The organism is Frankia sp. Hr75.2, assembly GCF_949319125.1.
GTDB lineage: Bacteria > Actinomycetota > Actinomycetes > Frankiales > Frankiaceae > Parafrankia > Parafrankia soli.
Genome location: NZ_CASGGV010000199.1, coordinates 1 through 25,851, shown reverse-complemented (window position 1 = coordinate 25,851; position 25,851 = coordinate 1). Strand labels below are relative to the sequence as shown.

Here is a 25,851-nt window from a genome sequence, read left to right as displayed (position 1 = left end):
CGGTCGGCAGGTCGGGCCGGTCGGGCCGGTCAGGGCCGGTTGTTCGAGCTTCCATTAGGCGGTGAACACGGTGTCGTCCTGGACGACGACAGCCACCGGCGCCAGCGGGGCCTTCGCCGGACCGGCCACCGGTGCCCCGGTCGCCGCGTCGAACCTGCTCCCGTGGCACGGGCAGTTGATCGTGCCGCCCGCCACCGAGCCGACGGTGCAACCCTGGTGGGTGCAGACGGCCGAGAACGCGAGCACCTCGTCGGCGGCACTGCGCGTGAGCACGACGCCGACGTCGTCAAGAACCAGGCCACCGCCGGCCGGCACCTCGGCGAGGCCGGCAAGGCGCTGCCCGCCCCCCGCCCCGGCGCCGCCACCGCCGTTCGCGGCCGCCGTCGCCGGTTTCGGCTCGGCCGCGTCGCTGCCGCTCGCGACGACGTAGCCGGCGACGCCGGCGACCACAGCCACCAGGCCGGGTACGGCCCGGCGCGACAGCATCCCCGCCGGGGCCGCCGGGTGTGCCGCTTCTGACATGGTGCCCTCCGTGTTCGGTTGTCCGACGACCCACCTGAACGCCGGACGATGATCGAGATGACTCGGCTGATCGAGATGGCTCGGCTAGACGTGCGGGATGCCCGAGCGCGTGAAGAACCACAGTGACGCCGTCAGCCACAGCACGACGAGGGCGGTGAGCACGGCGGAGCCGAGCACCGGCAGTGCCCATCCGGGCAGCCCTTTCGTCCGCAGGCCGATCATCTTCGCCGCGTAGGCGCCGTAGAACGTGCATCCGGCGAGGCTGTGCAGGAACACCCGCGAGTCCGCCGTGGCGAAACCGAGTGACCAGATGCAGTGAAACGCCACCGGCAACGTGAAGATGAACGCCGCGCTACCGCTCCACCGGTGCAGGATCGCCGCCCACGCCGGAGCCGACCCGGCACCGGGCAGTCGGCCCCACATCCACAGTGCCGTGGTCAGTTGCACCACGAGCAGCAGCGCGGCGGCCGTGGTGAACCAGGCTTTCATCGGCAGCGGGCCGGAGAAACCGAGCGTGTACAACGGCCGGCCGGCCGGATCGTGCGTCTTTGCGTACACCCCGAGTGAGACGGCTACCGCGGCGCCGACGAGCAACACGCCGGCGATCCCGATACCGCCCGTCGCCGGTCGAGCCCGTTCACTGGCCGTCGTCATGATCAGCCTCCATTGACGCCCTGATTCACACGGTCCTGGTTCCCACGGTGCCGTGGGAACCAGGACAAACCTGTCGTGCCGGGGCAGCGCGAAAACATCGGGGGAACCCCTGGCACGGACAAGGCACACCGGTCGTCCGATCAGGGGATCGGCACCTCGGCGACGTGCACCACCTCGGTCCGCGACGTCAGGTACGCCGGCAGGTAGCCGAGTGCGGCGCTGGCGTCCGCGGCCTCCACCGTCCAGAAGATCGTGTGCCGGGCGTCGGCGGCCTGGCCGTTCCTGCCGCAGGAGGCGAGCGCCCGGCCGTGGCGCAACGGGCTGTCGAACCCGCGCCAGGCCGCGAACGCGAACCGGCATTCGGCCGGCTCATGTCGGTGACACAGGATGTAGGTCGCCATGAACAACAGCGTGGCGCCGGCGACGCGACCGGGTACATCAGGGAACCTCCTAGGTCCCGACCATCTCGGGCCTGTCGCACCGACGACCCGGGTACTGGATCGCTGGCCGGCAGGGACGACAATCGCCCGATGGGGGAACGGGGTTCGCTGGTCGGGCGTGACCGGGAAATGGCCGCGGTGGGCGCCGCGTTGGACCGGCTCGCCTCGGCGCGGCGCCGGCCAGGTTTCGACTGGATGGAGATCCGTGGCGAGCCCGGCATCGGTAAGAGCCGCCTGATCGGCGAACTCACCGAGCTTGCCGACGCCCGTGGCCATCTCGTACTGCGGGGCCACGGCGCCGAGCTCGAACAGGACATTCCGTTCAACGCCCTCGTCGATGCGCTCGACGACTACCTCGGCGCGGTGGATCCGGCGCGGTTGCGCCAGCTCGGCGCTGACCGGCTCGACGAGCTGGCCGCCGTGTTCCCGGCGTTGCGCTCGCTCGGGACCGTGCCGACCGGCAACACCTCCGAGATGCAGCGCTGGCAGACCTACCGGGCGGCGCGAGCGCTCCTCGAGCTGCTCGCTGCCGACCGGCCGCTGGTGCTGGCCCTGGACGACCTGCACTGGGCCGACACCGCGTCGGTCGAGCTCGTCGCTCACCTGCTCCGCCGGCCGCCGAAGGCGCGGGTGCTGCTGGTCGTCGCGGTGCGGCCCCGCCAGGTGCCGAAGGCGCTGGCCGCGGCGTTGTCGGCCGCGGAGGCGTCCGCCGTTGTCGCGGCCACCGACGGCCAGGCCGGGACGAACTCACACGCGACCGTGGGCGTTCGACTGGAGCTTGCCCCGCTGTCGCCCGAGGACAGCGACTCGCTGCTCAGTCCGGTGACCCGTGACCCGGCTGTCCGGCGTCGCTGGTATCGGGAGAGCGGCGGTAACCCGTTCTACCTCGAACAGCTTGCCCGCACCCGCACCCGCACCCCCACCCGCCCGCTGTCCGCAGCTGCCGGGCCGTCCTCCGTACCGCCGGCGTCGGCGGCCTCGACCGGCCTCGACGGACCGGACGACGTGCCGCCGGCGGTGACGGCGGCGGTCGGCGCCGAGATCGCACAGCTGCCCGAGGTCGTACGGCGGTTCGCGCAGGGCGCTGCTGTCGCCGGCGAGGTGTTCGAGCCGGACCTGGCCGCCGAGGCCGCCGCGCTCCCCGAAACCGACGCCTTCGAAGCACTCGACGCGCTGGTCGCGGCGGACGTGGTGCGACCGACCGAGATGCCGCGCCGGTTCACGTTCCGGCATCCGATCGTGCGCCACGCCATCTACATGTCCGCCGGGCCGGGCTGGCGGATCGCCGCTCACGCACGAGCGGCTGATGCGCTCGCCGCCCGAGGCGCCGCGGCCACCGCCCGAGCCCACCACGTCGAGCGTGCCGCCCGTCCCGGCGACGAGGCCGCGATCGCGCTGCTGACCAAAGCGGCCGCGGCCAGCCGGCTACGCGCGCCGGCAGCCGCCGCGCACTGGTACGCCGCCGCGCTCAGACTGTTACCGGGCGGTGAGTCGAGCCCCGGCCAAAGTGCCGACGTCGACGTGGACGCGGACGGCGGGTTGCGGCGACTGGAGCTGCTGTCCCGGCTGGCTGCCGCACTCGACGCGAGTTACCAGCCGCAGCAGGCCCGCGTGGTACTCGACGAGATCATGGGTCTGATTCCGCGGGAATTCGGTGCCGAGCGGGCTCATCTCGTCGCGCTGCGCTCGGCGGTCGACCACGTGCTGGGCCGGCACGGCGAGGCGCGTGCCCTGGTGTTGGACGCCGTGGCGAGCGCCGGACCGGGCACCCGAGAGAGCTGTCTGCTGCGGCTTCAGCTTGCCATCGACCATTTCTACACCGGTGAATACGACGGGATGCGCCGCTGGCAGCAGGAAGCGCACGCGCTCGCTGGCACGCTCGACGACGCCCCGCTGCTGGCCGCCTCGGCCGGACTGCTGGCGGGTGCCGAATACATGGTCGGTGACGTCCCGGCCGCGATCGCCGAGGCCGCCGGCGCGGCACGCCGCTACGACCTGCTCTCGGACGACCAGGTCACCCCGCACCTCGACAAGCTCGCGTGGCTGGGCTGGACCGAGGCGTTCCTCGAACGGTTCACCGACGCGCTACGCCACCTCGACCGGGTCGACGCGCTGGCGCTGCGCAACGGCCGGGGCAGCATCGGCACACTGACGGCAGTCGCACGGTCGCTGGTCCTGACATTGCGGGGACGGTTGCCGGAGGCCTCGGCGGCGGCCGAAGCCGCGGTGGAGGCGTGCCTGCTCACCCCGCACCTGCCCTTCCTGTCCTGGGCGCTGGCGGCGCGGTGTGCCGCGGCGACGCTGGCGGGGGACCTCCCCGAGGCGCTGCGGTCGGGCGCGCAGGGAGCGCGGGCGGCCAACCCGGAGACTGACGCCGTCTCCGTGATGGCCGGTTCCTATTTCGCGGAGGCGCTGGTCGAGGCCGGTGAGCCCGACCGCGCCGTCGATGAACTACTGGGTGCGGCCGGCGGCGCCGAGCTGCCGCGCATCGAAGCTCCCATTCGGCCGTACTGGTACGAGGTGCTCACGCGGGCCGAACTGGCTCGCGGGATGCCGGAGGCGGCCGCCGGCTGGGCGGTGCTCGCCGAGCGGACGGCCGCCGACGCCGGCGGTGGGCTCGCGGGACGGAAGGCCTCGGCGATGCGAGCGAGAGCAGCCGTCGAGTTCGCCAGGGGACAGTCGTCGGCCGCCGCCGCGTCGGCGCTGGCCTCAGCCGCCGAGGCCGAGCGGGCCGGCCTGCCGATCGAGCTCGGCCGGTCGCTGATCGTGGCTGGGCGGGCGCTGGCCGCCGACGGGCAGAACGCGCGGGCGGTCAGCGAGCTGCGCCGGGCCGAGGCCCGACTCGATGCATGCGGTGCCAACCGTCCCCGGGACGAGGCGGCCCGGCTGCTGCGCCAGCTCGGCGAGCGGGTGTCCCGGGGCGGTCGACCGTCGACGCGGACCCAGGCCCGGGCCGCTCAGACCCTGGCTCATCACCAGACCCAGGCGGTCGTCCTCAGCGTGGCAGCCGGCACGCTCAGCACCCGAGAACGTCAGGTCGCCGAGCTGGTCGCCGCCGGCCAGACGAACCGCCAGATCGCCGCCGCGCTGTTCGTCAGCGAGAAGACCGTCGAGAGCCATCTGACGAAGGTGCTCGCCAAGCTCGGCGTCCCCACCCGAGCCGGCGTCGGTTCCGCGCTCCGTTCCTGACCGGCCCATTCACGAACCACTGCGTGGCGCTGGCCGGCACTAGGGGTTTCCCTGATGTTCGGGTGCCTCCCCGGAACCCGAAAGTGACCTTCGTGCCACACGGCACGTCGGGTCACCAGGGAGGGGACGCCGTGTGCGTTTCGCAGGGCTCGTCGAGGCTGGCCGGTTACATGGCCGACCTGCTCGACTGCAACCGGCTTGTCGCTGGCGGCGACCGGCGGGCCGAGACCTACCTTCGCCGCGGCATCGCGTTCTGGATGGTGCGTGACCACCACCGGGCCATCGCCGACCTGAGCGCCGCGATCGAGGCGGATCTCCGACTGCCCGACGACCGGCTGGCCTACGCGCACTACCGCCGGTCGGTATGCCGGCACCAGGTGTTCGACCTGGCCGGCGCCGAGGCCGACGCGTCGGCGGCGATGGCGCTCGACCCCGTCTCGTACGTCTACACGGCACGGGCCATCGCCCGCTACTTCGACGGCGACCCGCACGGCACGCTGGCCGACGCCGAGTCGGCCCTGCTGCGCGACCCGAACGACTGGGAGGCCCGCGCGTTCCGGGCCCGGGCCCGGTTGGAGCTCGGTCTGCTGGCCGAGGCGGTCGAGGACTTCGGCTGGGTCATCGCCGACGGCCGGTGCGAGAAGTACGCCTCCGAACTGCACCTGCAGCGTGCCGAGGCGTTGCTCGCACTGGGCCGGCCCGAGGCGGCGGCGGCCGACTGCACGACCGCGATCGACGTCAGCGCGCACGAGCAGTCGCACTGGCCGTTCATCGTGCGGTCCCGCGCGCTGCGCGCCCACGGCCCCTACCTGCTGCGGGCCCGCGCCTGGCTGGCAACGGGCGACCTGCCGACGGCGCTGGCCGACTGCTTCCACGCCGCGACGATCGTGCCCGAGGACCCGGCTGTCTACGAACTGCGGGCGCAGGTCTACCAGGCCGCCGGCCTGTTGGACGAGGCGATCCACGACCTGGCGCGCGCCGCCCACCTCCATGCCGCCTACCCGGACTCGGATCTGCTGCCGGCGGCCGCATGATGATCGCCGATCTGCCCTTCCTCGGTGTCGGGCTGAACTACGAACCGCCGATGCACGACCAGTACCTCGCCCACCACGACGAGATCGACTACCTCGAACTGCCGACCGACGCGTTCCTGCTGCGGATGCAGTGGGACGACGAGGACGGCCGGACGGCCTGGCGGGACCGGGCGGTCGAGATCGCCGGCGCCTTCCCCGTCGTGGCGCACGGCATCCGGATGGGGCTGGCCGACGCCGCGCCGTACCGGACGTCCTACCTCGACCGGCTCGAGCCGTTCCTGGACCTGATCGACCCGGTGTGGTTCAGCGACCACCTCGACCAGGGGTCGGTGTCGGACGGAGCGCAGCGCACCGAGCTGATGCACGGCATTCCGATCGCCTTCACGGCGGAACAGGCGCAGGCTGTCCGCCGCAACATGCAGACCGTCACCGACCGGGTCCGGCGGCCGCTGCTCGTCGAGAACACCTGGTACGACTACATGATCAAAATTCCGGGTGCGATGGACGAACCCGAGTTCGTCCGGCAGGTGCTCGACGGCACCGACCACGGCCTGCTGCTCGACCTCACCAACACCTGGATCAACGCCCAGAACTACGGCTTCGACGTCGATGCGTGGCTGGCCGCCGCACCACTGGACCGGGTCGTCGAACTGCATGTCGCCGGCGGCGAGCTGCGCACCCGGGGCCCGAAGGCGGGCACTTGGCACGACAGCCACAGCCGTCCCGTTCCCGAGCAGGTGTGGGCGCTGGTTGCGGATGTCGTCGCCGCCGCACCGGTTCGCGCGATCACCCTCGAATGGTCCAACGACGTGCCGCCGATGCCCGAGCTGCTGGACCACCTCAGCCGGGCCCGGCAGCTTCTTCACGCCTCGCCCTTTTACCAGAACAAACATGTCGCCGCCCCGGAAGGAATATCGCATGTCACTCCAGGCAATGCAGTTCGTCATCGGTAAGGCAGCCACAGACCAGGCTTTCCGGCAGCGACTGAAGGCCGATCCACTGGAAATGGTCGTGCACATCTCCGCGCGTTATGCCTACGAGTTCACGCCGGAGGAGGTGCAGGCGCTCGCGGCGATGGACTGGGACGGCCTTGACGGCGTCGCGCAGGACCTGGACGAGCGGATCTCGCGCGTCCGGCTGGGCGGAAGCAGTTCGCTGACGAACCCGACCTGCTCCTGCACGCCCGAGTCGGGCAGCAACCCGGACAAGTGAGCCGGCCGAGTCGGCCGTTCCTGCTCCACTTCGCCGAAGCCGAACCGTCGCCGTCGCCGTCGCCGGCTCGGGCGGCGGTGGACGTGCGGGACCTGGTCGCCAGGCTGATGCCGGCGTTGGCTGACCGGACAGCGGCGGAACCGGAGCCGGTCGTGCTGCTGCTGGCCTATTCGCGCAACCCGGACACGGTGCTGCTCGAGCGTGCCCTGCTCGCCCGGGGTGTGCCGTGCCGGCTGCTCGGGGCGGACGACTTCCCCACCGACGTCACGGTGACCTGGCGCGGCGACGGGAAGCGGACGGGCGGCGACGTGTTCGGCCTCGACTCGGCGCAGGTCCGGAGCGTGTGGTTCGGGCTCGCCGGGCCGACCGGTGTACCGGCCCGGCGCCTGCCACCGTTCGAAACGGGCGAATGGGCCGACGCGCTCGCCGGCTGGTGGCGGAGCTGCCCGGCGCCGTTCGTCAACGACCCGGACGCCGGCAGCCGGGCCGGCAACAAGATCACATCATTGGAGCACGCCGCGGAGGAGGGCCTGACGGTGCCGGACACGCTGGTCACCAACGACCCGGATCAGGCCTTGGCGTTCTGCCACGCCTACGGCAGCGCCGGGGTGATAGCCAAGTCGCTGAACAGCCACTACGTCGAGCTGGACGGGCGGCGCCACAGCCTGTTCACCCGCGTCCTGAGCGCCGCCGACCTCGCCCTGCTGCCGGCGACGCTGGCCGCCGCGCCCTGCGTGTTCCAGCCGCTGCTCGACAGCCGGCTCGAACTGCGGGTGACGGTCGTCGACGAGCAGGTCTTCGCCGCCTCGACCGCTACCGCCGACCTCGCGGCGGCGGGGCTGGCGGGCAGCGGTGACGTGCGGCGGGTGCGGCGCGCCGTGCCGATGACGGCTCACTGTCTCGACGACGACGTTGCTCACCGCTGCGTGCGGCTGGTCGCCGGCCTCGGCCTGCGCTACGCGGCGCTCGACCTGATCGTGACACCGGACGGCGACCACGTGTTCCTGGACCTCAACCCGCGAGGCGGCTGGTGGTTCGCCGAGCAGCGGGCCGGTCTGCCGATCAGTGACGCGGTTGCGGGGTTGCTGTCATGACGGTCAGCACGCAGGCCCAGCAGCGGCAGGCCGCGCCGGCACCCGCGGCCACGGACACGGACACGGACACGGACACGGACACAGCGACAGTCACGGTCTGGGACCGGCTTGCCGACGCCGCCAATCCGGCCCACTACCGGCCGAAGCGGCAGAACGGGCTGGTCTGGCGCGAGCTGCGATCCGCGCGGGGCGAGGAGTACGTCGTCGTCCAGAACCCCGACGCCGCGACGTACCGCAAGATCACGATGGCCGAGTTCTACCTGTTCGAGCTGATGGACGGCAGCCGCAGCGTCCAGGACCTGGTCGTCGCCTACATGATGAAGTACCACCGGTTCGCACTGCCGCTGGTCCTTCGCCTCGTGCGCAACCTGAAGGTCGGGCAGATGCTGACCGACCCGCCCCGGTTCGTGTTCGGGCCGTTGGGCGAACAGCTGCGCCACCGGCCGGTGAGCTCGTTCGCCACCGGGTTCGCGAAGTCCTTCGTCCGGCGCGAGTTTCCGCTGCACGGGCTCGACGGCCTGGTCGGCCGCGCCTACGACCGGGGCGTGTGGGTGCTTTTCACCCGGCCGGCAAAGATCGTCATGTTCGCGGTGGCGGTGCTCGGCGTGCCGCTGCTGGCCTGGTCGCTGTCGTCGTCGGCGTCGGGGCTGGCCGACCAGTCCCTCGTCGTCACGGTTCCGACGTTGTACGGCTGCCTGCTGGTCGTCGCCGTGCTGCACGAGCTGGCGCACGCCTTCGCGGCCAAGTCCTACGGCCGGGTGGTTCGGCGCGGCGGACTATCGATCTTCTACGGCTCGCCTGGGATGTTCGTCGACACCCAGGACATGTGGATGGAGCCGCGCGGGCCGCGCATGGTCTCGGCCTGGGCCGGGCCGTTCTCCGGGTTCGTGCTCGCCGGGCTTTCCGGCATCGTCCTGGTGGCCACGCCGGACGCGCCGTGGGCGGCAGTGGTGGCGATCTTCGGCACCGCTGCCCTGGCCGTGAACCTGGCCCAGCTCACGCCGCTCATCCAGCTCGACGGCTACTACATGCTGATGGACTGGCTGGAACTGCCGAACCTGCGAGCCAGGGCGCTGGGGTTCGTAAGGGGGGAGCTCGCCGGCAAGGTCCGTCGCCGGGAGCGGTTCGACCGCACCGAACGCGTCTTGACGATCTTCGGACTGGCCGCCGCGGCGTACACCGGCTACGTGCTCGTCCTGGCAGCCGGGTTCGCCTGGGTCCGGGCGAAGACGATGGTGAGCGACGCGGTCGCCGTGCCGAGCCTTGGCCGGGTCCTTGCCGCCACGGTGGTTCTGCTCCTGACCCTTCCGCTGCTGTACGTGCTCGGGCAGCGGCTGTGGCGGGGTGGCTCGTCGCTGGTGGTGGCGAGCCGGCGGCTGCGCCGGTTGGCCGCGGAGCGCCGCTACCGGGAGCGGGTCGCGGTGCTCGCGAACGTACCGCCGGTCGCCGAGCTGGGGAAGGCGTACATCCAGTGGATGGCGCGGCGGACCACCGAGAAGGTGTTCCGGGCCGGCACCATGGTGGTCGCTCCGGACGAGGTCGCCGAGGTCTTCTGCCTGGTGCTGTCCGGCGAGGCCGAGGTCGTCGAATCGGGTGCGAATGCCGGGACGGGGCCGGGCGCGGGAAGTGCGCTGCCCACGCTCGGCCCTGGCGATTACTTCCCGCCGCCCGGATTGCCAAGGTCGCCCTTGACCGTGCGGGCGCTCACCGACGTGCACGTGTTGCGGCTGGCCGGCGCCGATTTCTCCGACCGGCTCGCTCCGCTGCTGGCCCGGCGGGCCGAGAACGACACGCGGGCCGACGAACGGGCAGAACTCGAGGGCTTCGCACTGTTCGACGGCCTCCGCACCCGTGACAAGGACACGCTGCTGGCCCACCTGCGGGCACGGAGCTGCGTGGACGGCGAGGTCGTCGTCGCCGAAGGCGACCCCGGTTCGGCCTTCTACCTGGTCCGTAGCGGGGCCGTCACACTGACACAGACCTGCGCCGACGGGCCGCCGCGAACCCTGGGCGCCGGGGACTTCTTCGGCGAGAGCGCGCTGCTGCACGACGAGCCCCACGCCGCGACGGCCACGTCGGTCGGCGAGACCAGGCTGTGGGAGCTGGACCGGACGACGTTCGACGACGTGGTGTGCCGCTATTTCGGGCTGTCCCACGCCGTACGCGCATCCGCCGAAGCGGACGAAGCGGCCCGTGCCGCCGAGGCGCTGGCGGGCACGGTGGCCGGCCGCTGGCTTGAGATCGAGGTCGGCGACCCGGCACCCGAGTTCACCCTCGACACCGCCAGCGGGCCGTCGCCGGTGTCGTTGTCGGACTACCGGGGCCAGGTGGTGATGCTCTGGTTCTCCCGCGGCTACAACTGCCCGTTCTGCCGGGAGTACATGGCCCGGTTGGCGCCGGCGGTCGGCGATTTCGAGCGGGCCGGCGTGCAGATCCTGCAGCTGGCGCCCAACCTCGTCGATTCTGCCCGCGAGTTCTGGCGCGACAAGGACCTGCCGTTCCCGTTCCTGTGCGACCCGGAGAAATCCGCCTACCGGCTGTGCGGCCTGCAGGACATCGGCGCCGGCGAAGCGCAGCGCAACTCGGTGCGGGGCTTCACGCGGGCGTTCACCACCGGCCAGGGCCGTACGACGATGCACGCACTCTGGCTTGACGTGGTGAACCCGTCGATCGGCGAACGGCTCGGCCACCACACGATGACGGCGATGCAGCAGGGCGTCTTCCTGGTCGGCCCGGACGGCGTGCTGCGCCGCAAATACGTCTTCGGCCCACTCGACGAACCGCCGTCGAACACCGAACTCCTCGAAGCGGCCGTCGAACTGGGATCGATCGAGCTGGCGACAACACAACTGGAGGCGGGCTCGTGAACTGTTGGGTGTGCAATCTTCCTGGGCACGCGGTCTGCCGATTCTGCGGCCGATGCGTCTGCAAGGACCACGCGAAAACGATGCCGTTCCTGCTCGAGGCCTTCGCCACCAGCCGTGGGCTGGAAGGGTTGGCGGTCGACGAGGCGATCTCGTGTGGCGTCTGCCGGCCGGCGCCCGAGCCGATCAGACTCGACTTTCTGGACCCCGGAGCGCCCGCGCCGCTGTCACACGAGCCGACCCGATGACGGACATCGCGTCGGAACCTCGTACCGAGGCCGACCACGACTCCGCCACGGTCGCCGCAGCGGCCGATTTCCCGGTTCCCCGGCCGCTGCTCACCATGACCGGTATCGAGTTCGTCGTGCTGTTCTTCACCGGGACCGGCCTGGCGTTTCAGTACAAGCTCACAGCGAGGTTGTGGCCGTGGGACGACCTCACACTGTTCAACAGCCGGTTCCTCGGCGCCATCTACCTGACGTCGCTGGTCGCCGTGGCCTGCCTGCTCGCCACCAGGCGCTGGTCGCCGGCTCGGGTCGTCGCCCCGATGATCGGCGTCTTCACGTTGTGCGTGATCGTCGTGTCGACTGCCTACCCGTCGAGGTTCGCCTTCTCGGACCGGCCGCTGCCGGTGATCGGCTGGTTCGTCCTCTACGTCGCGCTGCCCGTCTGCGCTTTCTGGTACACGTGGCGGCTGCGTGGGCGCGCCCGGGCGGCCGGCGTCGCGACTCCGGTGGCGTGGCGCTACTGGCTTCGGCTGTTCGCCGTCCTGATGACCGGGCAGGCCGTCGGTCTGTTGGCGGCGCCCGAGCAGGTCACCGAGTTCTGGCCGTGGACTGTCGACGCGTTCCACGGCCAGCTCTACGCGGCGACGTTCCTGGCCGGCGGCGTGGGCGCGTGGCTCGTCTCGGTCCGAGCGACACGCGCCGAACTTCTCACTGTGGGGTTGACGCAGGCGTCGTTCGGCCTGTTCGCGATCGGCGGCGCCGCACTGGTCGAGCTCGACACCGGTGTCGTCGAGTGGTCCGACCCCGGCACCACCGCCTGGCTCGCGATGATGTTGTTCTGCGCCGCGAGCGGCTTCGCCGTCATAGCCCGTTCACTCCAGACAGCTGGAGACAGCGAACGAGAGCTGAAGCAGGGGCACTGATGCATCGGCGAAGTCCGCCAGCGCCCGGCTGCCGATCGGTCATGATCGGGTCATGCGCCCACGGCGTGTCCGTCCACCGGCTCCGACGTCGGAGTTCGCCGGATTCCGCTTCCCTCCCGAGGTGATCGTCCTGGCGGTCCGCCGGTACCTACGCCTGCCATGTCGACGCGGCCCAGGAGAAGAACCGGATCGAGGCCGATCACGGCCGTTCGAAAGCCCGGCTCCGGCCGCAGCTGCGGTCCGGCAACATCACGGCGCGGCAGGGATGCCGGCCGACAGACCATCCAGCACGCCGCCGTACGTCGACACCCGGGGCCCCGGCGGCAGCCACCGGATGACGCCCACGGTTGGGGCTGCGGCCACGGCGGCCCCAACCACCATCCATCGACGCTGACGCCATCACGGCGGATCCATGTATCCGCCGTGATGACCGGGTTGGGCGCGGTACACAGCGCCCAACGGCGCCGATGTCACGCCGCGGCCCCCACTTGATCCTCGCGGCACAGATTGGACGGCGGACCGGCATGGACGACCTTCTCGGCAAGTCAATCTACAGAGAGCAACCGGCTCTTAACCGGTGGGTTCAGGGTTCGAGTCCCTGACGGCCCACCAATGTAGGCATCGCGCGAACCGCTCCCTTCGGGGGCGTTGTGGCTGGTAGGACGGCTGCGGCGCCCCTGTGGGGGGCGGGGGACGCGGCTGGTTGGGTCGGCTTCGGCTGGCTGGTGTCTCCAGTGTCTACGTTGGCGATGTCCCTTGGAGCGTCGGGTCCGAGGACCTTGAAGATCGGTATGAGCCGGTCAGGTCCCGTGACTTTGACTCCGGCGACCAAGGCTTCGATGAGGGTCTTGCGCCCGAGGTCGTCGCCTGTCCCGATGATCGTTTCGATGTGTCGGGCGACTGCGCGAAGGCTGGAGCGGGCGGGCATGACGGGTTCGTGGTCGATCTCGTTGGTGAGTTCGGCCTGCCGTTGGCGGAGCTGCTTCTGCTTGGTGCGTAGTGCTTCGAGGCGTGTGGCGAGGGTCTCGTCGTCGAGGGTACCGCGCTCGAAAGCGCCCAGGTAGCGGTCGATGGCCTGGTCGGTTTGGGTGAGTTCGGTCTCGATCGTGGTGAGTTCGGCCGTGTGGTCGGATCGGGCGTTGCGGTGGCTGCGCTGGGCTTCGGTGACGGCGTCGGCGATGAGCTGCTGGTTGTCGCGGTAGAAGCTGGCGAGGGCGGTGAGCACGGCGTAGTCAACGGCGTCGGCGTCGAGGCGGGGGGCGTCGCATTCGTTGCGGTTGTAGCGGTTGCGGGTGTGGCAGGTGTAGTAGCGGTAGGTGTGGTTGCGGCCGGTGGTGCGGGTGCCGATGAGGGCTGTGTTGCACTGGGGGCAGCGCATCCGGCCGGTGAGGGAAGGCCACCCTCGAGACCTGGCGCTGGGCCGGCCAGGCCCGCGACGCCCTCATCGACCTGCAGCGCCTGGCCGCCGGCGCCGCCGCGACTCACAAACGACTTCGGTGTCGCCCTTGGATCACCAGTCGGTCTCCCAGTAAGACAGAATCGTGGCCCGTCAAGGGTGAGGGTGCGACCGAGTCGCATGATCGCGGTGAACGGCAGCTCACATCCATGGCGTTGATCAAGCGGTGCCGATCTCACGCTCTTGGTATTCGCGCGGTGAGAGTCCGTGGAAGCGCGTGAAGGCGGCGCTGAAGGTCGGTAGGTGAGCGTAGCCAACGCGGTGGGCAACGGCGCTGGGCTTGGCGCCGCCGACGAGCAGGTCGCGAGCCACGCGCATGCGGGCCGCGTAGCGCCAGCGGGCGAAGGTCATTCCGGTCTGCTCGTGGAACGCTCGGTGGACGTCGGCGGGCAGGTCGAAGTCGGTCGATCCAGCAGAGACCCCGATGCGGCGCAGGTAGTCCGTGGCAGCTTCACGCCCACGCGGGTCGGTGGGCATCGGCACCGATAGTGCCCGCTGCGCGGCGACCTGCTCGGCGAACAGGTCGATGATGCGGGCCGGGTCATAGTCGACCGGACGCAGCAAGGTTCGGGCGCTGATGGAGCAGAACATCAGGTAGTCGTCCCACGCTCGCGGGAACTGCACCTGGATGGGTTCGGTCAGTTGGAGATCGGCGGTGCTGGCGTTTCCGAGCGGCAGCGAGATGGAGTCCTGGCGAAGCCCAGTAATGTGCTCGGCTCCCGCCGGTATCCAAGTCGCGACGCCACGCAGTCGTTCGTAACGCCTAACGCCGATGTCGAGGTAACCGCTGCCGCGATACATCCAACTGAGCACGTGACTGTCCGTGGCGTGCAAGGGTGTGCGGGCTGCGGGCAGCAGATCGGGCGCATGGGCAGCAGCACCGTCTCTCCGCATCAAGCGCACGAACTTGTCAGCCTGGCGTGCCGCGCTGGCGCGCCCGGTCAGGCCACCGGCAAGAGCGCGGGCGGCGAGCTCCCTGGCGAACTCGTGAGGGGTCGGCCCGAACTGCTGCTGGAACGCGCGCCGGAAACCGCCGCGGCTGGCGAAGCCCACTCGCGCTGCCACCTGATCGACGTCGTACCCGGCGGCCAGAAACTCGACGGCGGCGGTCAGCCGGCAGCGCAGTCGCCACTGCTCGAAGGTGAGCCCGGTATCGGCGAGGAACTCGCGCAGCAGGGTGCGCGGACTAGAGGGCACCCGGGTCGCCCATTCCTTGACGGTGAGGTCGAGCGCGGGGTCGCGGATCAGTTCCTCGGCCACTGCTCTCGCCCCGGCGGCCTTCGGCATGGTGGGGGGATCGAGCAGTGCCGAAGGAGCGGTGGCCCCGCCGCGCGGAGGTGAGGTTGGGCGTGTGCCGAGACCACGAAGGAGATCGGCTACCCCGTCAGGCGAATACCCGTGACCGGTGAACGGTGTGACCTGAAGGTTGAAGTACTGGATCAGCCAGTCCTGCCAGTCATCGGGGACGTCGAACCGCGTCGGCCTGGTCAGCGCCCAAGCCCCGACGCTAGCGTCGGGCCAGTACGGGAAAGCGACCGTGCCGGGCTCGGTGATCGTCAGAGTGCGGTTTCGGTAGCTCTGAGGCATCCAGATGCCTTCGCCGCCGGCGAGAGAAAACTCCGGTCCGCCGTCCAGAAGCACCCGCGCGCGACCGGTGCGGACCCAGATCAGCATGTCACTGGGGCGCTCCACCGGAACCATCCGTGCTCCCGGTATCGGCGGTGGAGACGAGTCAATCATGTCATAACTATATGGCGACCTGCGTACCCAAGTGCAGGTGAGGTTTACCGTACCTTATCAGTGGCTCTCTGCCGTTGGTGGCGCGCGGCCGTCTCACCCTAGACGCGATCGGAAGGGGCTTCCCTCAGCATGCCGAAGACCTCACGTGGGCTCACAGTGCACCCGTTGACCCTGCGAGAGGTCGAGGTGGTTCGAGTGGTGGACCTGACGCCAGGGATGCGGCGGGTCACGTTGAGTGGCGAGCAACTTCGTGCGTTCACCTCGGCGAACGGCTTCCCGCAGCCGGCGTTCGACTCGACGGGCTTCGACGATGACATTCGGTTGGTGTTCTGCTACCCCGATCAGGCCGAGCCGGTGCTGCCAGTACAGAAGGAGAAGGGCCTCGAGCTGCCGAGGGACCCCCGGCCGTTGTCAAGGGGCTACACAGTCCGTCGCTGGAACCCCGCGACCGGAGAACTGGACGTGGACTTCGTCAGGCACGGTATCGGTGTCGGCAGCACCTGGGCGTACCGCACCCAACCCGGCGACCGCATCCACTTCCACGGGCCGAGCGCATCGCGGGCGCTGCCGCAAGACGCGGACTGGCTTCTTGTCGCCGGCGACGACACGGCGATCCCCGCGATCGCCCGCCTGCTTGATGAGTTGCCCGATGACGCGCGGGCGCAGGTGTTCGTCGAGGTAGCCGAAGACGCTCATCGGCTGGAGCTGAGGGCTCTGCCGCGGGTTGAGGTGACCTGGTTGGTGCGCGGCGGCGCCGAGGCGGGCACGACCACGCTTCTGGTGGACGCGGTCAAGAACAGTGGCTGGTGGGACGGTCGACCGTTCGCGTGGTTCGCGGGAGAGCGCTCGGCGGTGCGGGATCTGCGTCGCCATCTGGTCGAGGACCGGGGTGTGCCCAAGGAGGACATCGAGTTCACCGGGTACTGGCGTCGTGGCGAGGTCATTGCCCTAGAGGCCGACGGAGCGGTGCCCGACCCCGAGAAGTCGATCACGCCCTTCGAGAAGCTCCATCAACTGACCGAACTGGTCCCGCCGATCGCGATCCGCACCGCCGTCGAGCTGGGCATTCCCGAGCTGATCTCGCGTGGTGTCAGCAGCGTGGCGGACTTGGCCATCAGGGCGGATGCCGACGAGCGGGCGTTGGGCAAGCTGCTGCGCTACCTCCATGCCCTGGACGTGCTGACCGAGACCGAACCGGGCCGCTACGGTCTGACGCCGGTGGGTGAAGTCCTAACCGTCGAGTTCGTCGCGGACTCCTTGCACCCGTCCGGGGTGGGAGGCCGGGAGATGCTCGGCGTCCACGGACTCACCGAGTCGATCCGCACTGGCCGGTCGTCTTACGCCTCCGTCACGGGTCAGACCTTTGCTGAGGTGCGGGCCGAGCAGGACTACGAGGACCGCTACCTGGAACGTCTGGCCGAGTTCCAGCACGCGCTGGCTATGTCGATCGCCAAATCCGACCTGCTTACTGGCGTCCGGCACCTGGTGATCCACTCCGGTGGCGCGGGCGTGCAGGCCCGCGAGTTCGTCGCCGCTCATCCTGATCTGCGGGTCACGATCTGCGCGCTGCCCGCCCAGGCCGACTGGCTACGCCGCGACCTGCCCGTCACGATCCCCGACGAGCAGCAGCGGGCACGGGCCAGCGTGGTCGAGCAGTCGGTATTCGAGCCCAGCCCCGAATCGGACGTCGTGTTCATCAGCCGCGCTTTCAAGGCGCTACCCGACGCCGACGCCGCCCACGCTCTCCGCCGAGCGTCCGAGAACCTCCTCCCGGGTGGGCGGGTGCTGCTGGTCGAGGAGGTCTTCGACACCGACGACCTCGATGAACATGACGGCGAAGCCGACCTGATCGGACTCGCGGTACATGGCTCCGGTCTACGCACCGCCGAGGAACTGGACACCGTGATCACCCGGTCAGGGCTCACCCGCACAGAGACGCACATCGTCGGCTGGGGCACCACCGTCTACGAACTCGTCCGCAACGACACCAACTGACCCTGAGGTGCCCCCTTCCTTCCGGGTAGCTGCCCCTACTGGAATTAGGGGCAGCACGGAAGATGCAATAGTTGACACAGAAGCACAGGAAATGCTCGCCTGAATTCAAGGACGAGGTGGTAAAGATGGTAATCGAGGCGTCTCGTCCGATCGCCGACGTCGCACGTGAACTCGGCATCGTCGAGGGAAAACTCGGAGTCTGGGTCGCCGCCTACCGGCGCGCCCACGCCGGCGAAGCGCCCTCACCGGCCGCCGCGGACAACGCACGGATACGCGAACTCGAACGGCGGAACCGTGAGCTGGCCATGGAGAACGCCTTCCTGAAAAAAGCCGCGGCGTACTTCGCCAAGGATCATCGGTGAGCGACACGTTCGAGTTCATCGATGCGGAGTACGCCGCCCGCACCACCACGAACACCGCCGCACCCGCACCGTCCATCACCCAGATGTGCGCCTGGCTGCAGGTCTCTCGCTCCGGGTCCTATGAATGGCGCGGCCGTCTCGCCTCCGCGACCGCGACCCGCCGCGACGAGCTCACCGGGCTGGTTCAGCGGTCGTTCACCGTCATCGACACCGCCATCACCCTAGATCACCTTAATAGTGACTGTCCGGATTTAACGGGGCACACCACCCCCACTCGAATGAAGAACAGAAGGAAGAACGCGTCCATGACCTTTACCAGACCACGACGCCGCAGCGCGGCCCTTGTCGCCGCGTTGCTGAGCACCGTGATCCTCCTCGCGGGGTGCGGCAGCGACGACAAAAATGATCAAGGTGACGCGGTCGGAGCGACCCGCACTGTGGAGGCCGACAACGGCACGGTCGAGATCCCGGCGCACCCGCAGCGGATTGCAACGCTCGGGAGACTAACCGTGTCGTTCCTCGACCTCGGCGGCGAGCCAGTGGGCGTCACGGAGGTGGACGCTTCCGTGCTCGATCTGTTGCCCGAGGAGCAGCAGGCCGCGTACAACGCGGCCAAGCTCCTCGGCTCCGGCGCCAGCGAAGCCGACCTCGAGCTGCTGGCCAGCCTCAAGCCCGACCTCATCTTGTTCTCCGCACCTGACTCCGACTTCGAGCAGATGAAGTCGCAACTGGAATCGATCGCGCCGACGATCTTCTTCGGATTCAGCTCGGACTGGAAGACCCGTCTGTCCGTGACCGCGGATGCCACTGAGCTGACGGATGCTCTCAACGAGCAGAAGACCGAGTATGAAGAGAAACTCGCCGGATTCCAGGGCAAGTACTCGAAGATCATCCAGGACACCACGTTCGGCGAAGTCAACAGAGGTTCCTGGCAAGACGCGGGAATGTTCACCCTCAACGGCTCGCAGTGCTCGGAGATAGCTCGCGCGGACATTCCGCTCGACATCCCCGATCTGGGTGAAGGGGGCGAGGAGCGATCGTTCGAGAAGATCGGCGAACTGTCTGAGTACGATGTGCTCCTGTACCCCGTGGACGCTGAGGGTCAGGTCGCGGAAGGTTTCGTCCCCGTGGCGGATTCGAACGCGTGGAAGGCCCTTCCCGCCGTGACATCCGGGAAGGCCCTGGGTGTCCACTGCTTCGGCGATGTCAGCTTCACCAGAAGCTATCGAACCTACTCTCAGTACCTGGATTCACTCGACAAGGCGCTGGCGACGCTCGCGACGGCGGGATGACGGCGCAGACCAGTGACGTCGAGGTCCGGGTGCCCGCCGCGGCGGCATCCGGACCTCGACTGCGCGTCGTCGGTCTGCTCGCAGTGCTGGTGACACTGCTCGTACTGCTGGTGCTGAGCCTGTTGGTTGGCTCGAAGGCGATTGCGCCGTCGGTGATATGGGATGCGCTGTTTCATCCGTCGGCCGACATCGATCAGTTCTCGATCCGCGACTACCGTCTGCCGCGCACGGTCGTCGGGCTCGTCGTAGGCATGGCGTTGGGGGTCGCGGGGGCGTTGATCCAGGCATTGACGCGCAATCCGCTGGCCGACACCGGTATCCTCGGCGTGGGCGCGGGTTCCTCCTTCGCGGTGACCATGGCCGTCGGCGTGCTCGGAATCCGCGATATCAGTGGCTACATGTGGTTCGCGTTCGCCGGGGCGCTGATCGTCACGATCATGGTCTTGCTCCTGGGATCGACCCGACGCGGCCAGTCGCCGGGAGTCATGGTGCTCGCCGGGGTCTGTGTCAGCGCGGTGCTCGATGGCGCCGGGTCGGCACTTCAGCTGACCAACCCGGACGCGTTCGATGCGATGCGGTCGTGGACTGCCGGTTCGATCCTGGGTCGCCCCCTCGACGTGGTGTGGCCGGTCCTGCCGTTCTTCGTCGTGGCGCTCATTCTGGCCTTTGCGGTGTCGGGTCCACTCAACGCGATGGCTCTCGGCGACGAGATCGCCGCCGCCCAGGGCGTCCGTCTGGCCCGCACCCGCGTCCTCGCGATCATCGCGATCACACTGCTCGCTGGAGGCGCGACCGCCATCGCGGGCCCCATCGGATTCGTCGGGCTCATGGTGCCGCACGTGGCCCGCTGGTTCGTCGGACCGAACCAGCGCTGGGTCTTCGCCTACAGCATCCTCCTCGCCCCGAGCCTGCTGCTGGCCTCCGACGTTCTCGGGCGAATCGTCATGCGGCCCAGCGAGATCCCCGTGGGTATCGTCACCGCCTTCATCGGCGCCCCCGTTCTCATCGCACTGGTGCGGCGGAAGAAGGCGAGCGGACTATGAGTATCGGCGTTACTTCTCGGTCCGGACTAACGCGCCATCGCTCAACAGGTGGGGCTCCCGGGGGGCGGCTGGACTTCGGGCGGCGGGTGCTGGTGCTGCGGCGATGGAGGATCGCGGTCCGGCTCGAGTGGCGCTCGGTCATCGTCTGCGCGGTGCTCGCGGTCGCGGTCGCCTGCATGGCGGTGCTCGCGCTGATGACGGGCTCGTACCAGCTCAGCCCTGGGCAGGTGGTCTCCGCGCTGGTCGGCGGGGAGACCGGGCTGGTCCACGACATCGTGGTCGAGTGGCGGGCGCCCCGGGTGGTTGCGGCGCTGGTGTTCGGTGCCGCGTTGGGGGTGAGCGGGGCGGTCTTCCAGTCGATGTTGCGCAACCCGCTCGCTGACCCCAGCATCATCGGATTCTCCCAGGGCTCCTACACCGGCGCGTTGATCGTGATCCTCCTCATCAACGGCACCTACGTGCAGTTGATAGGCGGGGCGTTGCTAGGGGGGATGGCCACCGCCATCGCCGTGTACGTGCTCGCCTACCGGCGAGGGGTGCAGGGGTTCCGGTTGATCATTGTCGGCATCGGCGTCTCGGCGATGCTCGGCTCGCTCAACACCTGGTTGATACTCAGAGCCGACCTGGAACAGGCGATTGCAGCCGCCGCGTGGGGCGCCGGATCACTCAACGGGGTGTCCTGGGATCAGGTGGCCATCGGCGGTGTGTGCATCGCTGTGCTTCTGCTGTTGGCTGCGATGTTGAGCCGGCCGATGCGGCAGATGGAGCTGGGTGATGATACCGCCGCCTCCCAAGGGGTGCGGGTCTCGCCCGCCCGCCTCGGCATGGTCGTGGTGGGGGTGGCGTTGACGGCGATTGTCACGGCTGCATCGGGGCCGATCGCGTTCATCTCCCTGGTCGCGCCGCAGATCGGACACCGCCTTGTCCGCACTGCGGGGATAACCCTCGCACCCGCCGCCTTCGTCGGCGCGCTGCTGTGTCTGGTGGCGGACTACCTCGCCCAGCACGTCGCCCCAACTCCCCTGCCGGTGGGGATCATCACCGTCATGCTCGGCGGTGGGTACCTCGGGTATCTGCTTTTCACCGAAGCCAGGAGACGCCTATGAACACCAACACCATCACCGATCTTGCGGAGGCGAGAGACGTACCCACTCCTGCTCCGCCACCCGGCGGCTCACGCCTCCGCGTGGAGTCGGCGACGATCGGTTACGACAAGCGCATCATCAGCGAGGGCTTGTCGGTGTCCATTCCGGACGAGTCGTTCACAGTCATCGTGGGCCCGAACGCGTGCGGGAAGTCCACTCTGCTGCGCGGCCTGTCGCGGCTGTTGAAGCCGTCCGCGGGTCAGGTGGTCCTCGACGGTGTAGCTATCCAGTCGTACAAGACGAAGGAGGTGGCGCGGCGGGTCGGCCTGCTGCCGCAGACCTCGATCGCCCCGGACGGGATCACCGTAGCCGACCTGGTGGCTCGGGGCCGGTATCCGTATCAGGGGTTCATCCGGCTGTGGACCGAGGCCGACGAGCGGGCCGTGGTCAGGGCGATGGACCAGACCGCGGTCACCGACCTGTCGGGCCGCTTGGTGGACGAGTTGTCGGGAGGCCAGCGACAGCGGGTGTGGGTGGCGATGGCGCTCGCGCAGCACACCAGCATCCTGCTGCTGGACGAGCCGACCACCTTCCTCGACATCACCCATCAGATCGAACTGATGGAGCTGTTCACCGACCTGCACCACGTCGGCCACACCCTGGTCGCCGTGCTGCACGACCTGAATCATGCTGCTCGCTACGCCACGCACTTGATCGCCATGAAGGACGGCGCCGTGGTCGCCGAGGGGCCACCGTCGGAGATCGTGACGGCCGAGCTGGTCGAAGAGGTGTTCGGTTTGCGCTGTCTGGTGGTGCCCGATCCGGTAGCGGGCACTCCTCAGGTGGTGCCGCTGGGCCGTGACCGCGGTGGCGAAGGCGTGCGGGAGGGCCGTTGATGCGCACCGATCCGATGGAGCTGGGGCGAGGACCGCTGACGCGGTGGCTACCGGTGCTGGGACAGGCTGCGCCTGAGCCTCCTGATGTCCGGTCATTCGAGGTCAGGGAGGGTGATCGTCCCCGACAGTTCGTGGCGCGCGTCATCTTCTCGCTGCCACGCATCACGATCCCCGCGATGCTGTTGGCGATCGTGTGGCAAGTGGGCGAGTCGGCTGTCCCGGTGGTGATGGGGCTCGCGATCGACCGGGCGCTCGTGACCAGGGATGCCGGGCAACTGGTGCTTTGGCTCGGTGTGCTGGTGGCCTTGTACGTCGCACTGACGGCGGCGGCCAGGTTCACGAATCGGCTCAACACGTATGCGGTCCAGTTGTTGCAGCACCGACTGCGCGCGACACTCTCGACCAGAGTGCTGCATTCCGACGGCAGCGCGGTGCGGGCGCCGGCGGACAATGTGGTCTCGGCCATGACCAACGACGTCTTCCGCCTGGCCAACGCTGGGCTGCTCGTGGTTCTGCCGATCTCGAGGATCGCCGCCATAATGTTCATCGCTGTCTCGTTGCTGGTGATGCACTGGCCGCTTGGGGTCATGGTGCTGCTCGGCGCGCCCGTGGCGGTCTGGTTGATGGGCCTCCTGAGTGAACGTCTCTCCCGCGACACCCGCGAATACCAGGATCTCCTCGCTGACACCGTTGGACGGGCTACCGATCTGGTCGCCGGATACCGGGTGATCAAGGGCGTGCGCGCCGAGGCCGAGGCGACCAGGCGATACCGGCAGGCCAGCCGGGAGACCCTGGTCGGCGCCGGGCGCAACGCCGGGCTACTCGGCAGGTTTCTTGTGGGCTCCGGTGCGGTAAATGGCGTGTTCGTCGCCGCGGTGACGGGGCTGGCGGGCTGGTTCGCGGTGAATGGGCAGCTGAGCGTCGGCGAGTTGATCGCCGCGGGTGGCCTCACCCAGGCGCTGCTGCCACAGATGCAGGCGATCGCGAGTTATTCCATCCCCAATCTCGCGGGCGCCCGCGCCTCAGCCGCGCGAATCATGGACGTGCTCAGGAACGCAGGCACCGCCGCATCCGGACACGATGACGCGATACGACAGCGGTGCACGCCGCCGCCTGTGCAGGACGTGTCCGCGCCGTATGTCGGCGTGCTGGATATCGGCGTGCCCAGTGCGTCAATCCGGGTAGAACCCGGTGAGCTGGTGGGGGTGCACGCCGATGATCGGATTGCCGCCCGCATCGCTGACGCGCTGCTGAACCCGTGGGCCGCCAACGACATTGAGGTGCGTCTCGACGGCCGGCCGGCGCACGAACTGACCCCAGCGGAGTACCGTTCCCTGGTCACCGCCGCACCTCATCGGGCAACGTTGTTCACCGGCACCATCCGCGACAACCTCGCCGTCACCGCCTGCCTGCCCGAGCGAATGGACAGTGCAGTGTGGGCGGCTGCCTGTGAGGACTTCGCAGCCGATCTCGACACCCCCGTCGGTGAGAACGGCAACCGCCTGTCCGGTGGCCAGCGTCAACGGGTTGCGCTCGCTCGAGCCTTCGCGACCGATACTCCGGTGCTGGTGCTGCACGACCCGACCACCGCCGTCGACTCGGTGACCGAGCAGACCATCGCCAAGCGGCTGGTCGGTATCCGTACAGATCGCTCAACCCTGCTGATCGCCTCGTCCCCGGCCCTGCTTGGCTGCTGCGACCGTGTCGTCGACCTCCTCGACAACATGCCGGTGCTTGGAAAGGCGGCGCTGTGACCGGGGGATCCGTGACGACAGAGCACGCGCTGCCGGTCGCGGGCGGACGTGAGACCGCTCGGGAGGTGTGGCGGCTCAGCCGTGAGCATCGACGCAGTCTGGCCGCCCTCGTGGTGCTGGGAATCGCAAGCACCGCCATCGACCTGATCGGACCCGTCGCGATCGGGTTCCTCATCGATCGGGTCCAGGAAGGCGCCGCCGACCTCGGTACCGTGCTGACCGTCATCGCGATCATGGCGGTCTCGGCCATTCTCGGTGCCGCTGGCACGGCGGCGACGATCGTCCTGGCTACTCGCATGTACCACACCGTCCTCGCCGGGCTGCGGGAGGAGCTGGTCTCCCGTGCCCTGACGCTGCCGCAGCATGTCGTCGAGTCTGCCGGCACCGGGGATCTGATCTCGCGGTCCAGCGACGACGTCACCGCGGTTGCCGATGCGGCCCCCGCGGTGATCCCGGCGCTTACCGTTACGTCCTTCACCATCGTCATGTCGCTGGGCGGGCTGGCCGCGGTGGAATGGCCCTACGCCGCCGCCCTTGCCGTCGTGCTGCCTGTCTACGTGCTCTCCATGCGGTGGTACCTGCGAACAGGCCCGCGGGTATACCTGGCCGAGCGTGCAGCGATGAGCGCGCGTGCCCAGCAGATTCTGGAGTCGCAGCGCGGCTACGCCACTGTGCTCGGATTCAGGCTTGCCGAGCAGCGGCACCGCGCCGTGACCACCACCTCCTGGGGCGTATCGGTGCAGGCGTTGCGGGCGCGCACCGTGCAGAGCATGCTCAACACCCGCCTGAACCTCGGCGAGTGCCTGAGCCTGGCCGCCGTGCTCGTCGTCGGCTTCGTCCTCATCGACCACGGAGCCTCGACTGTCGGGGGCGCGACCACCGCCATGCTGCTCGTGCTACGCCTGCTGAACCCGGTCAATCAGCTGCTGTTCGTCATCGACACTCTCCAGTCCGCCCTCGCGTCGCTGAACCGCATGGTCGGAGTCACCACCATCCCCGTCGCGGACGCGCCAGGCATCGCAACGAGCAGCAGCGTCCACCTCCGCGAGGTCTCCTTCCATTACGGGGTCGGCCCCCGTGTGCTCGTCGATGTCACGCTCGACATCCCCACCGGTCAGCGTGTCGCCGTCGTAGGTTCGTCGGGTGCCGGCAAGTCCACGCTGGCCACGGTGGTCGCCGGCATTCACCAGCCCGACGCCGGGACCGTGGCCCGACCGGAGCGCACGGTGATGATCACCCAGGAAGTACACGTGTTCGCGGGGACATTGCGAGACAACCTCACCCTCGCCGCACCGGATGCCACCGACGGTCAGGTAGGGGCTGCGCTGGAAGTGGCCCAGGCTGTAGGGATGCTCGACCTGCTGCCCGATGGCCTTGACACGGTGCTCGGTGGTGGCGGGTACGAGCTGACCGCCGCACAGGCACAACAGGTGGCGCTCACTCGCCTGGTGCTGGCCGACCCGGAACTGGCGATCTTCGACGAGGCCACCGCCGAGGCAGGTTCCGCGTACGCCGGACTGCTCGACCGCGCCGCCGACGCTGCGCTGACCGGACGCACTGGACTGGTGATCGCGCACCGGCTCTCGCAAGCCGCCGCCTGCGATCTGGTCGTGGTGATGGAGCACGGCCGTATCGCCGAGCGAGGAACCCATACAGAGCTGATCGCCGCCGGCGGGGTGTATGCCGCGCTTTGGTCGGCATGGCGGGCCGGGCAGGAAGCTGGAGCGAATGGGTAGGGATGATCGGACGTCAAGCCTCGTTGACCTGTCGTCCGGGGCGGGGTTGGAGGTTGAGCGGGCCGAACTCGTCCATGCAGAAGATCACGATCGGCTCGCCAGTCTCGGGGGTGACCTGGCCGTCGGCGATGGCGTAGAGATGCTCGACGCGGGCCTTCTTCGGCTCGTAGTCCGGCCAGAACAGCCCACCGCACACCTATCACTCCAGCTCAGCGCGTTAAGTGATCATCAAAGCCGAACTGGTGATCAAAATCAGGTGCTCCGCAGACATTCTCTTGTGAGGTACGCGCGGCCGCTCTCGGGCATCTCTCGCGAGTCTCGTCGATCCGCGCA

22 protein-coding genes and 2 pseudogenes are annotated in these 25,851 nt (G+C 69.2%); 18 read left to right on the top strand and 6 right to left on the bottom strand.

Features of this window, described 5'->3' with window-relative positions:
- Positions 1-54 precede the first annotated feature (54 nt).
- The 3 genes from AC559T_RS14710 to AC559T_RS14700 form a co-directional block, all read right to left on the bottom strand.
- Positions 55-522, bottom strand: coding sequence for a Rieske (2Fe-2S) protein (locus AC559T_RS14710; protein WP_498869077.1), 468 nt, complete (start codon positions 520-522; stop codon positions 55-57).
- An 84-nt stretch (positions 523-606) separates the two neighbouring features.
- The gene (locus AC559T_RS14705; protein WP_112106758.1) at positions 607-1,176 is read right to left on the bottom strand and encodes a DUF6529 family protein; all 570 of its coding nucleotides are present in this window, start codon (positions 1,174-1,176) and stop codon (positions 607-609) included.
- 140 nt (positions 1,177-1,316) lie between these two features.
- Positions 1,317-1,577 carry a hypothetical protein gene (locus AC559T_RS14700; protein WP_071064261.1) on the bottom strand — a complete coding sequence of 87 codons (261 nt, stop codon included), beginning with the start codon at positions 1,575-1,577 and terminating at the stop codon, positions 1,317-1,319.
- A 129-nt stretch (positions 1,578-1,706) separates the two neighbouring features.
- On the opposite strand from AC559T_RS14700, the gene AC559T_RS14695 reads away from it, so the two are divergent.
- The 10 genes and pseudogenes from AC559T_RS14695 to AC559T_RS14650 form a co-directional block, all read left to right on the top strand.
- Entirely contained in the window at positions 1,707-4,805 is a 3,099-nt protein-coding gene (locus AC559T_RS14695; protein WP_498869076.1) for an ATP-binding protein, read from the top strand.
- Between the two features lie 131 nt (positions 4,806-4,936).
- A complete protein-coding gene (locus AC559T_RS14690) occupies positions 4,937-5,839 on the top strand; it encodes a tetratricopeptide repeat protein (RefSeq protein ID WP_498869075.1) in 903 nt (300 codons plus the stop codon).
- Positions 5,836-6,792: an MbnB/TglH/ChrH family RiPP precursor modification enzyme gene (locus AC559T_RS14685; protein WP_498869074.1), complete on the top strand. Its 957-nt coding sequence runs from the start codon at positions 5,836-5,838 to the stop codon at positions 6,790-6,792. Before AC559T_RS14690 ends, AC559T_RS14685 begins: the two co-directional genes overlap by 4 nt.
- Entirely contained in the window at positions 6,773-7,051 is a 279-nt protein-coding gene (locus AC559T_RS14680; protein WP_071064267.1) for an Os1348 family NHLP clan protein, read from the top strand. The genes AC559T_RS14685 and AC559T_RS14680 overlap by 20 nt, the downstream gene beginning before the upstream one ends.
- Positions 7,048-8,145: an MvdC/MvdD family ATP grasp protein gene (locus AC559T_RS14675; RefSeq protein WP_498869073.1), complete on the top strand. Its 1,098-nt coding sequence runs from the start codon at positions 7,048-7,050 to the stop codon at positions 8,143-8,145. The genes AC559T_RS14680 and AC559T_RS14675 overlap by 4 nt, the downstream gene beginning before the upstream one ends.
- On the top strand, positions 8,142-11,012 hold the full coding sequence (locus AC559T_RS14670; RefSeq protein ID WP_498869072.1) for a cyclic nucleotide-binding domain-containing protein: 2,871 nt from the start codon (positions 8,142-8,144) through the stop codon (positions 11,010-11,012). Before AC559T_RS14675 ends, AC559T_RS14670 begins: the two co-directional genes overlap by 4 nt.
- A gap of 80 nt (positions 11,013-11,092) precedes the next feature.
- Positions 11,093-11,257: a hypothetical protein gene (locus tag AC559T_RS14665; protein ID WP_198541332.1), complete on the top strand. Its 165-nt coding sequence runs from the start codon at positions 11,093-11,095 to the stop codon at positions 11,255-11,257.
- Positions 11,254-12,159: a hypothetical protein gene (locus AC559T_RS14660; RefSeq protein WP_498869071.1), complete on the top strand. Its 906-nt coding sequence runs from the start codon at positions 11,254-11,256 to the stop codon at positions 12,157-12,159. Before AC559T_RS14665 ends, AC559T_RS14660 begins: the two co-directional genes overlap by 4 nt.
- 52 nt (positions 12,160-12,211) lie before the next feature.
- A pseudogene (locus AC559T_RS14655) lies at positions 12,212-12,313 on the top strand (IS6 family transposase); the annotation flags it as partial.
- Positions 12,312-12,389: pseudogene (locus tag AC559T_RS14650) on the top strand (IS6 family transposase); the annotation flags it as partial. The pseudogenes AC559T_RS14655 and AC559T_RS14650, both read left to right, overlap by 2 nt.
- 353 nt (positions 12,390-12,742) lie before the next feature.
- Here the strand turns inward: AC559T_RS14650 and AC559T_RS14645 are convergent.
- Entirely contained in the window at positions 12,743-13,537 is a 795-nt protein-coding gene (locus AC559T_RS14645; protein WP_498869070.1) for a recombinase zinc ribbon domain-containing protein, read from the bottom strand.
- A 237-nt stretch (positions 13,538-13,774) separates the two neighbouring features.
- Positions 13,775-15,316 carry a helix-turn-helix domain-containing protein gene (locus AC559T_RS14640; protein ID WP_498869069.1) on the bottom strand — a complete coding sequence of 514 codons (1,542 nt, stop codon included), beginning with the start codon at positions 15,314-15,316 and terminating at the stop codon, positions 13,775-13,777.
- A 195-nt stretch (positions 15,317-15,511) separates the two neighbouring features.
- On the opposite strand from AC559T_RS14640, the gene AC559T_RS14635 reads away from it, so the two are divergent.
- The 8 genes from AC559T_RS14635 to AC559T_RS14600 all read left to right on the top strand — a co-directional run bounded on the left by AC559T_RS14635 (position 15,512) and on the right by AC559T_RS14600 (position 25,518).
- Positions 15,512-17,350, top strand: coding sequence for an SIP domain-containing protein (locus AC559T_RS14635; protein ID WP_498869116.1), 1,839 nt, complete (start codon positions 15,512-15,514; stop codon positions 17,348-17,350).
- A gap of 71 nt (positions 17,351-17,421) precedes the next feature.
- Complete coding sequence (locus AC559T_RS14630; protein ID WP_498869068.1) at positions 17,422-17,712, top strand: transposase; 291 nt, start codon at positions 17,422-17,424, stop codon at positions 17,710-17,712.
- Positions 17,709-19,004, top strand: a complete 1,296-nt coding sequence (locus AC559T_RS14625) for an ABC transporter substrate-binding protein (RefSeq protein ID WP_498869067.1) — start codon at positions 17,709-17,711, stop codon at positions 19,002-19,004. Before AC559T_RS14630 ends, AC559T_RS14625 begins: the two co-directional genes overlap by 4 nt.
- Positions 19,001-20,047 carry a FecCD family ABC transporter permease gene (locus AC559T_RS14620; RefSeq protein WP_498869066.1) on the top strand — a complete coding sequence of 349 codons (1,047 nt, stop codon included), beginning with the start codon at positions 19,001-19,003 and terminating at the stop codon, positions 20,045-20,047. Before AC559T_RS14625 ends, AC559T_RS14620 begins: the two co-directional genes overlap by 4 nt.
- A 176-nt stretch (positions 20,048-20,223) precedes the next feature.
- Positions 20,224-21,153: a FecCD family ABC transporter permease gene (locus tag AC559T_RS14615; RefSeq protein WP_498869065.1), complete on the top strand. Its 930-nt coding sequence runs from the start codon at positions 20,224-20,226 to the stop codon at positions 21,151-21,153.
- Positions 21,150-22,028, top strand: coding sequence for an ABC transporter ATP-binding protein (locus tag AC559T_RS14610; protein ID WP_071064281.1), 879 nt, complete (start codon positions 21,150-21,152; stop codon positions 22,026-22,028). Before AC559T_RS14615 ends, AC559T_RS14610 begins: the two co-directional genes overlap by 4 nt.
- Positions 22,028-23,782 carry an ABC transporter ATP-binding protein gene (locus AC559T_RS14605; protein WP_498869064.1) on the top strand — a complete coding sequence of 585 codons (1,755 nt, stop codon included), beginning with the start codon at positions 22,028-22,030 and terminating at the stop codon, positions 23,780-23,782. The genes AC559T_RS14610 and AC559T_RS14605 overlap by 1 nt, the downstream gene beginning before the upstream one ends.
- Positions 23,779-25,518, top strand: a complete 1,740-nt coding sequence (locus AC559T_RS14600; protein ID WP_165938835.1) for an ABC transporter ATP-binding protein — start codon at positions 23,779-23,781, stop codon at positions 25,516-25,518. Before AC559T_RS14605 ends, AC559T_RS14600 begins: the two co-directional genes overlap by 4 nt.
- Before the next feature lie 13 nt (positions 25,519-25,531).
- Here AC559T_RS14600 and AC559T_RS14595 read toward each other — a convergent pair whose 3' ends face one another.
- A complete protein-coding gene (locus AC559T_RS14595; RefSeq protein ID WP_020460611.1) occupies positions 25,532-25,714 on the bottom strand; it encodes a hypothetical protein in 183 nt (60 codons plus the stop codon).
- Positions 25,715-25,851: the final 137 nt, after the last annotated feature.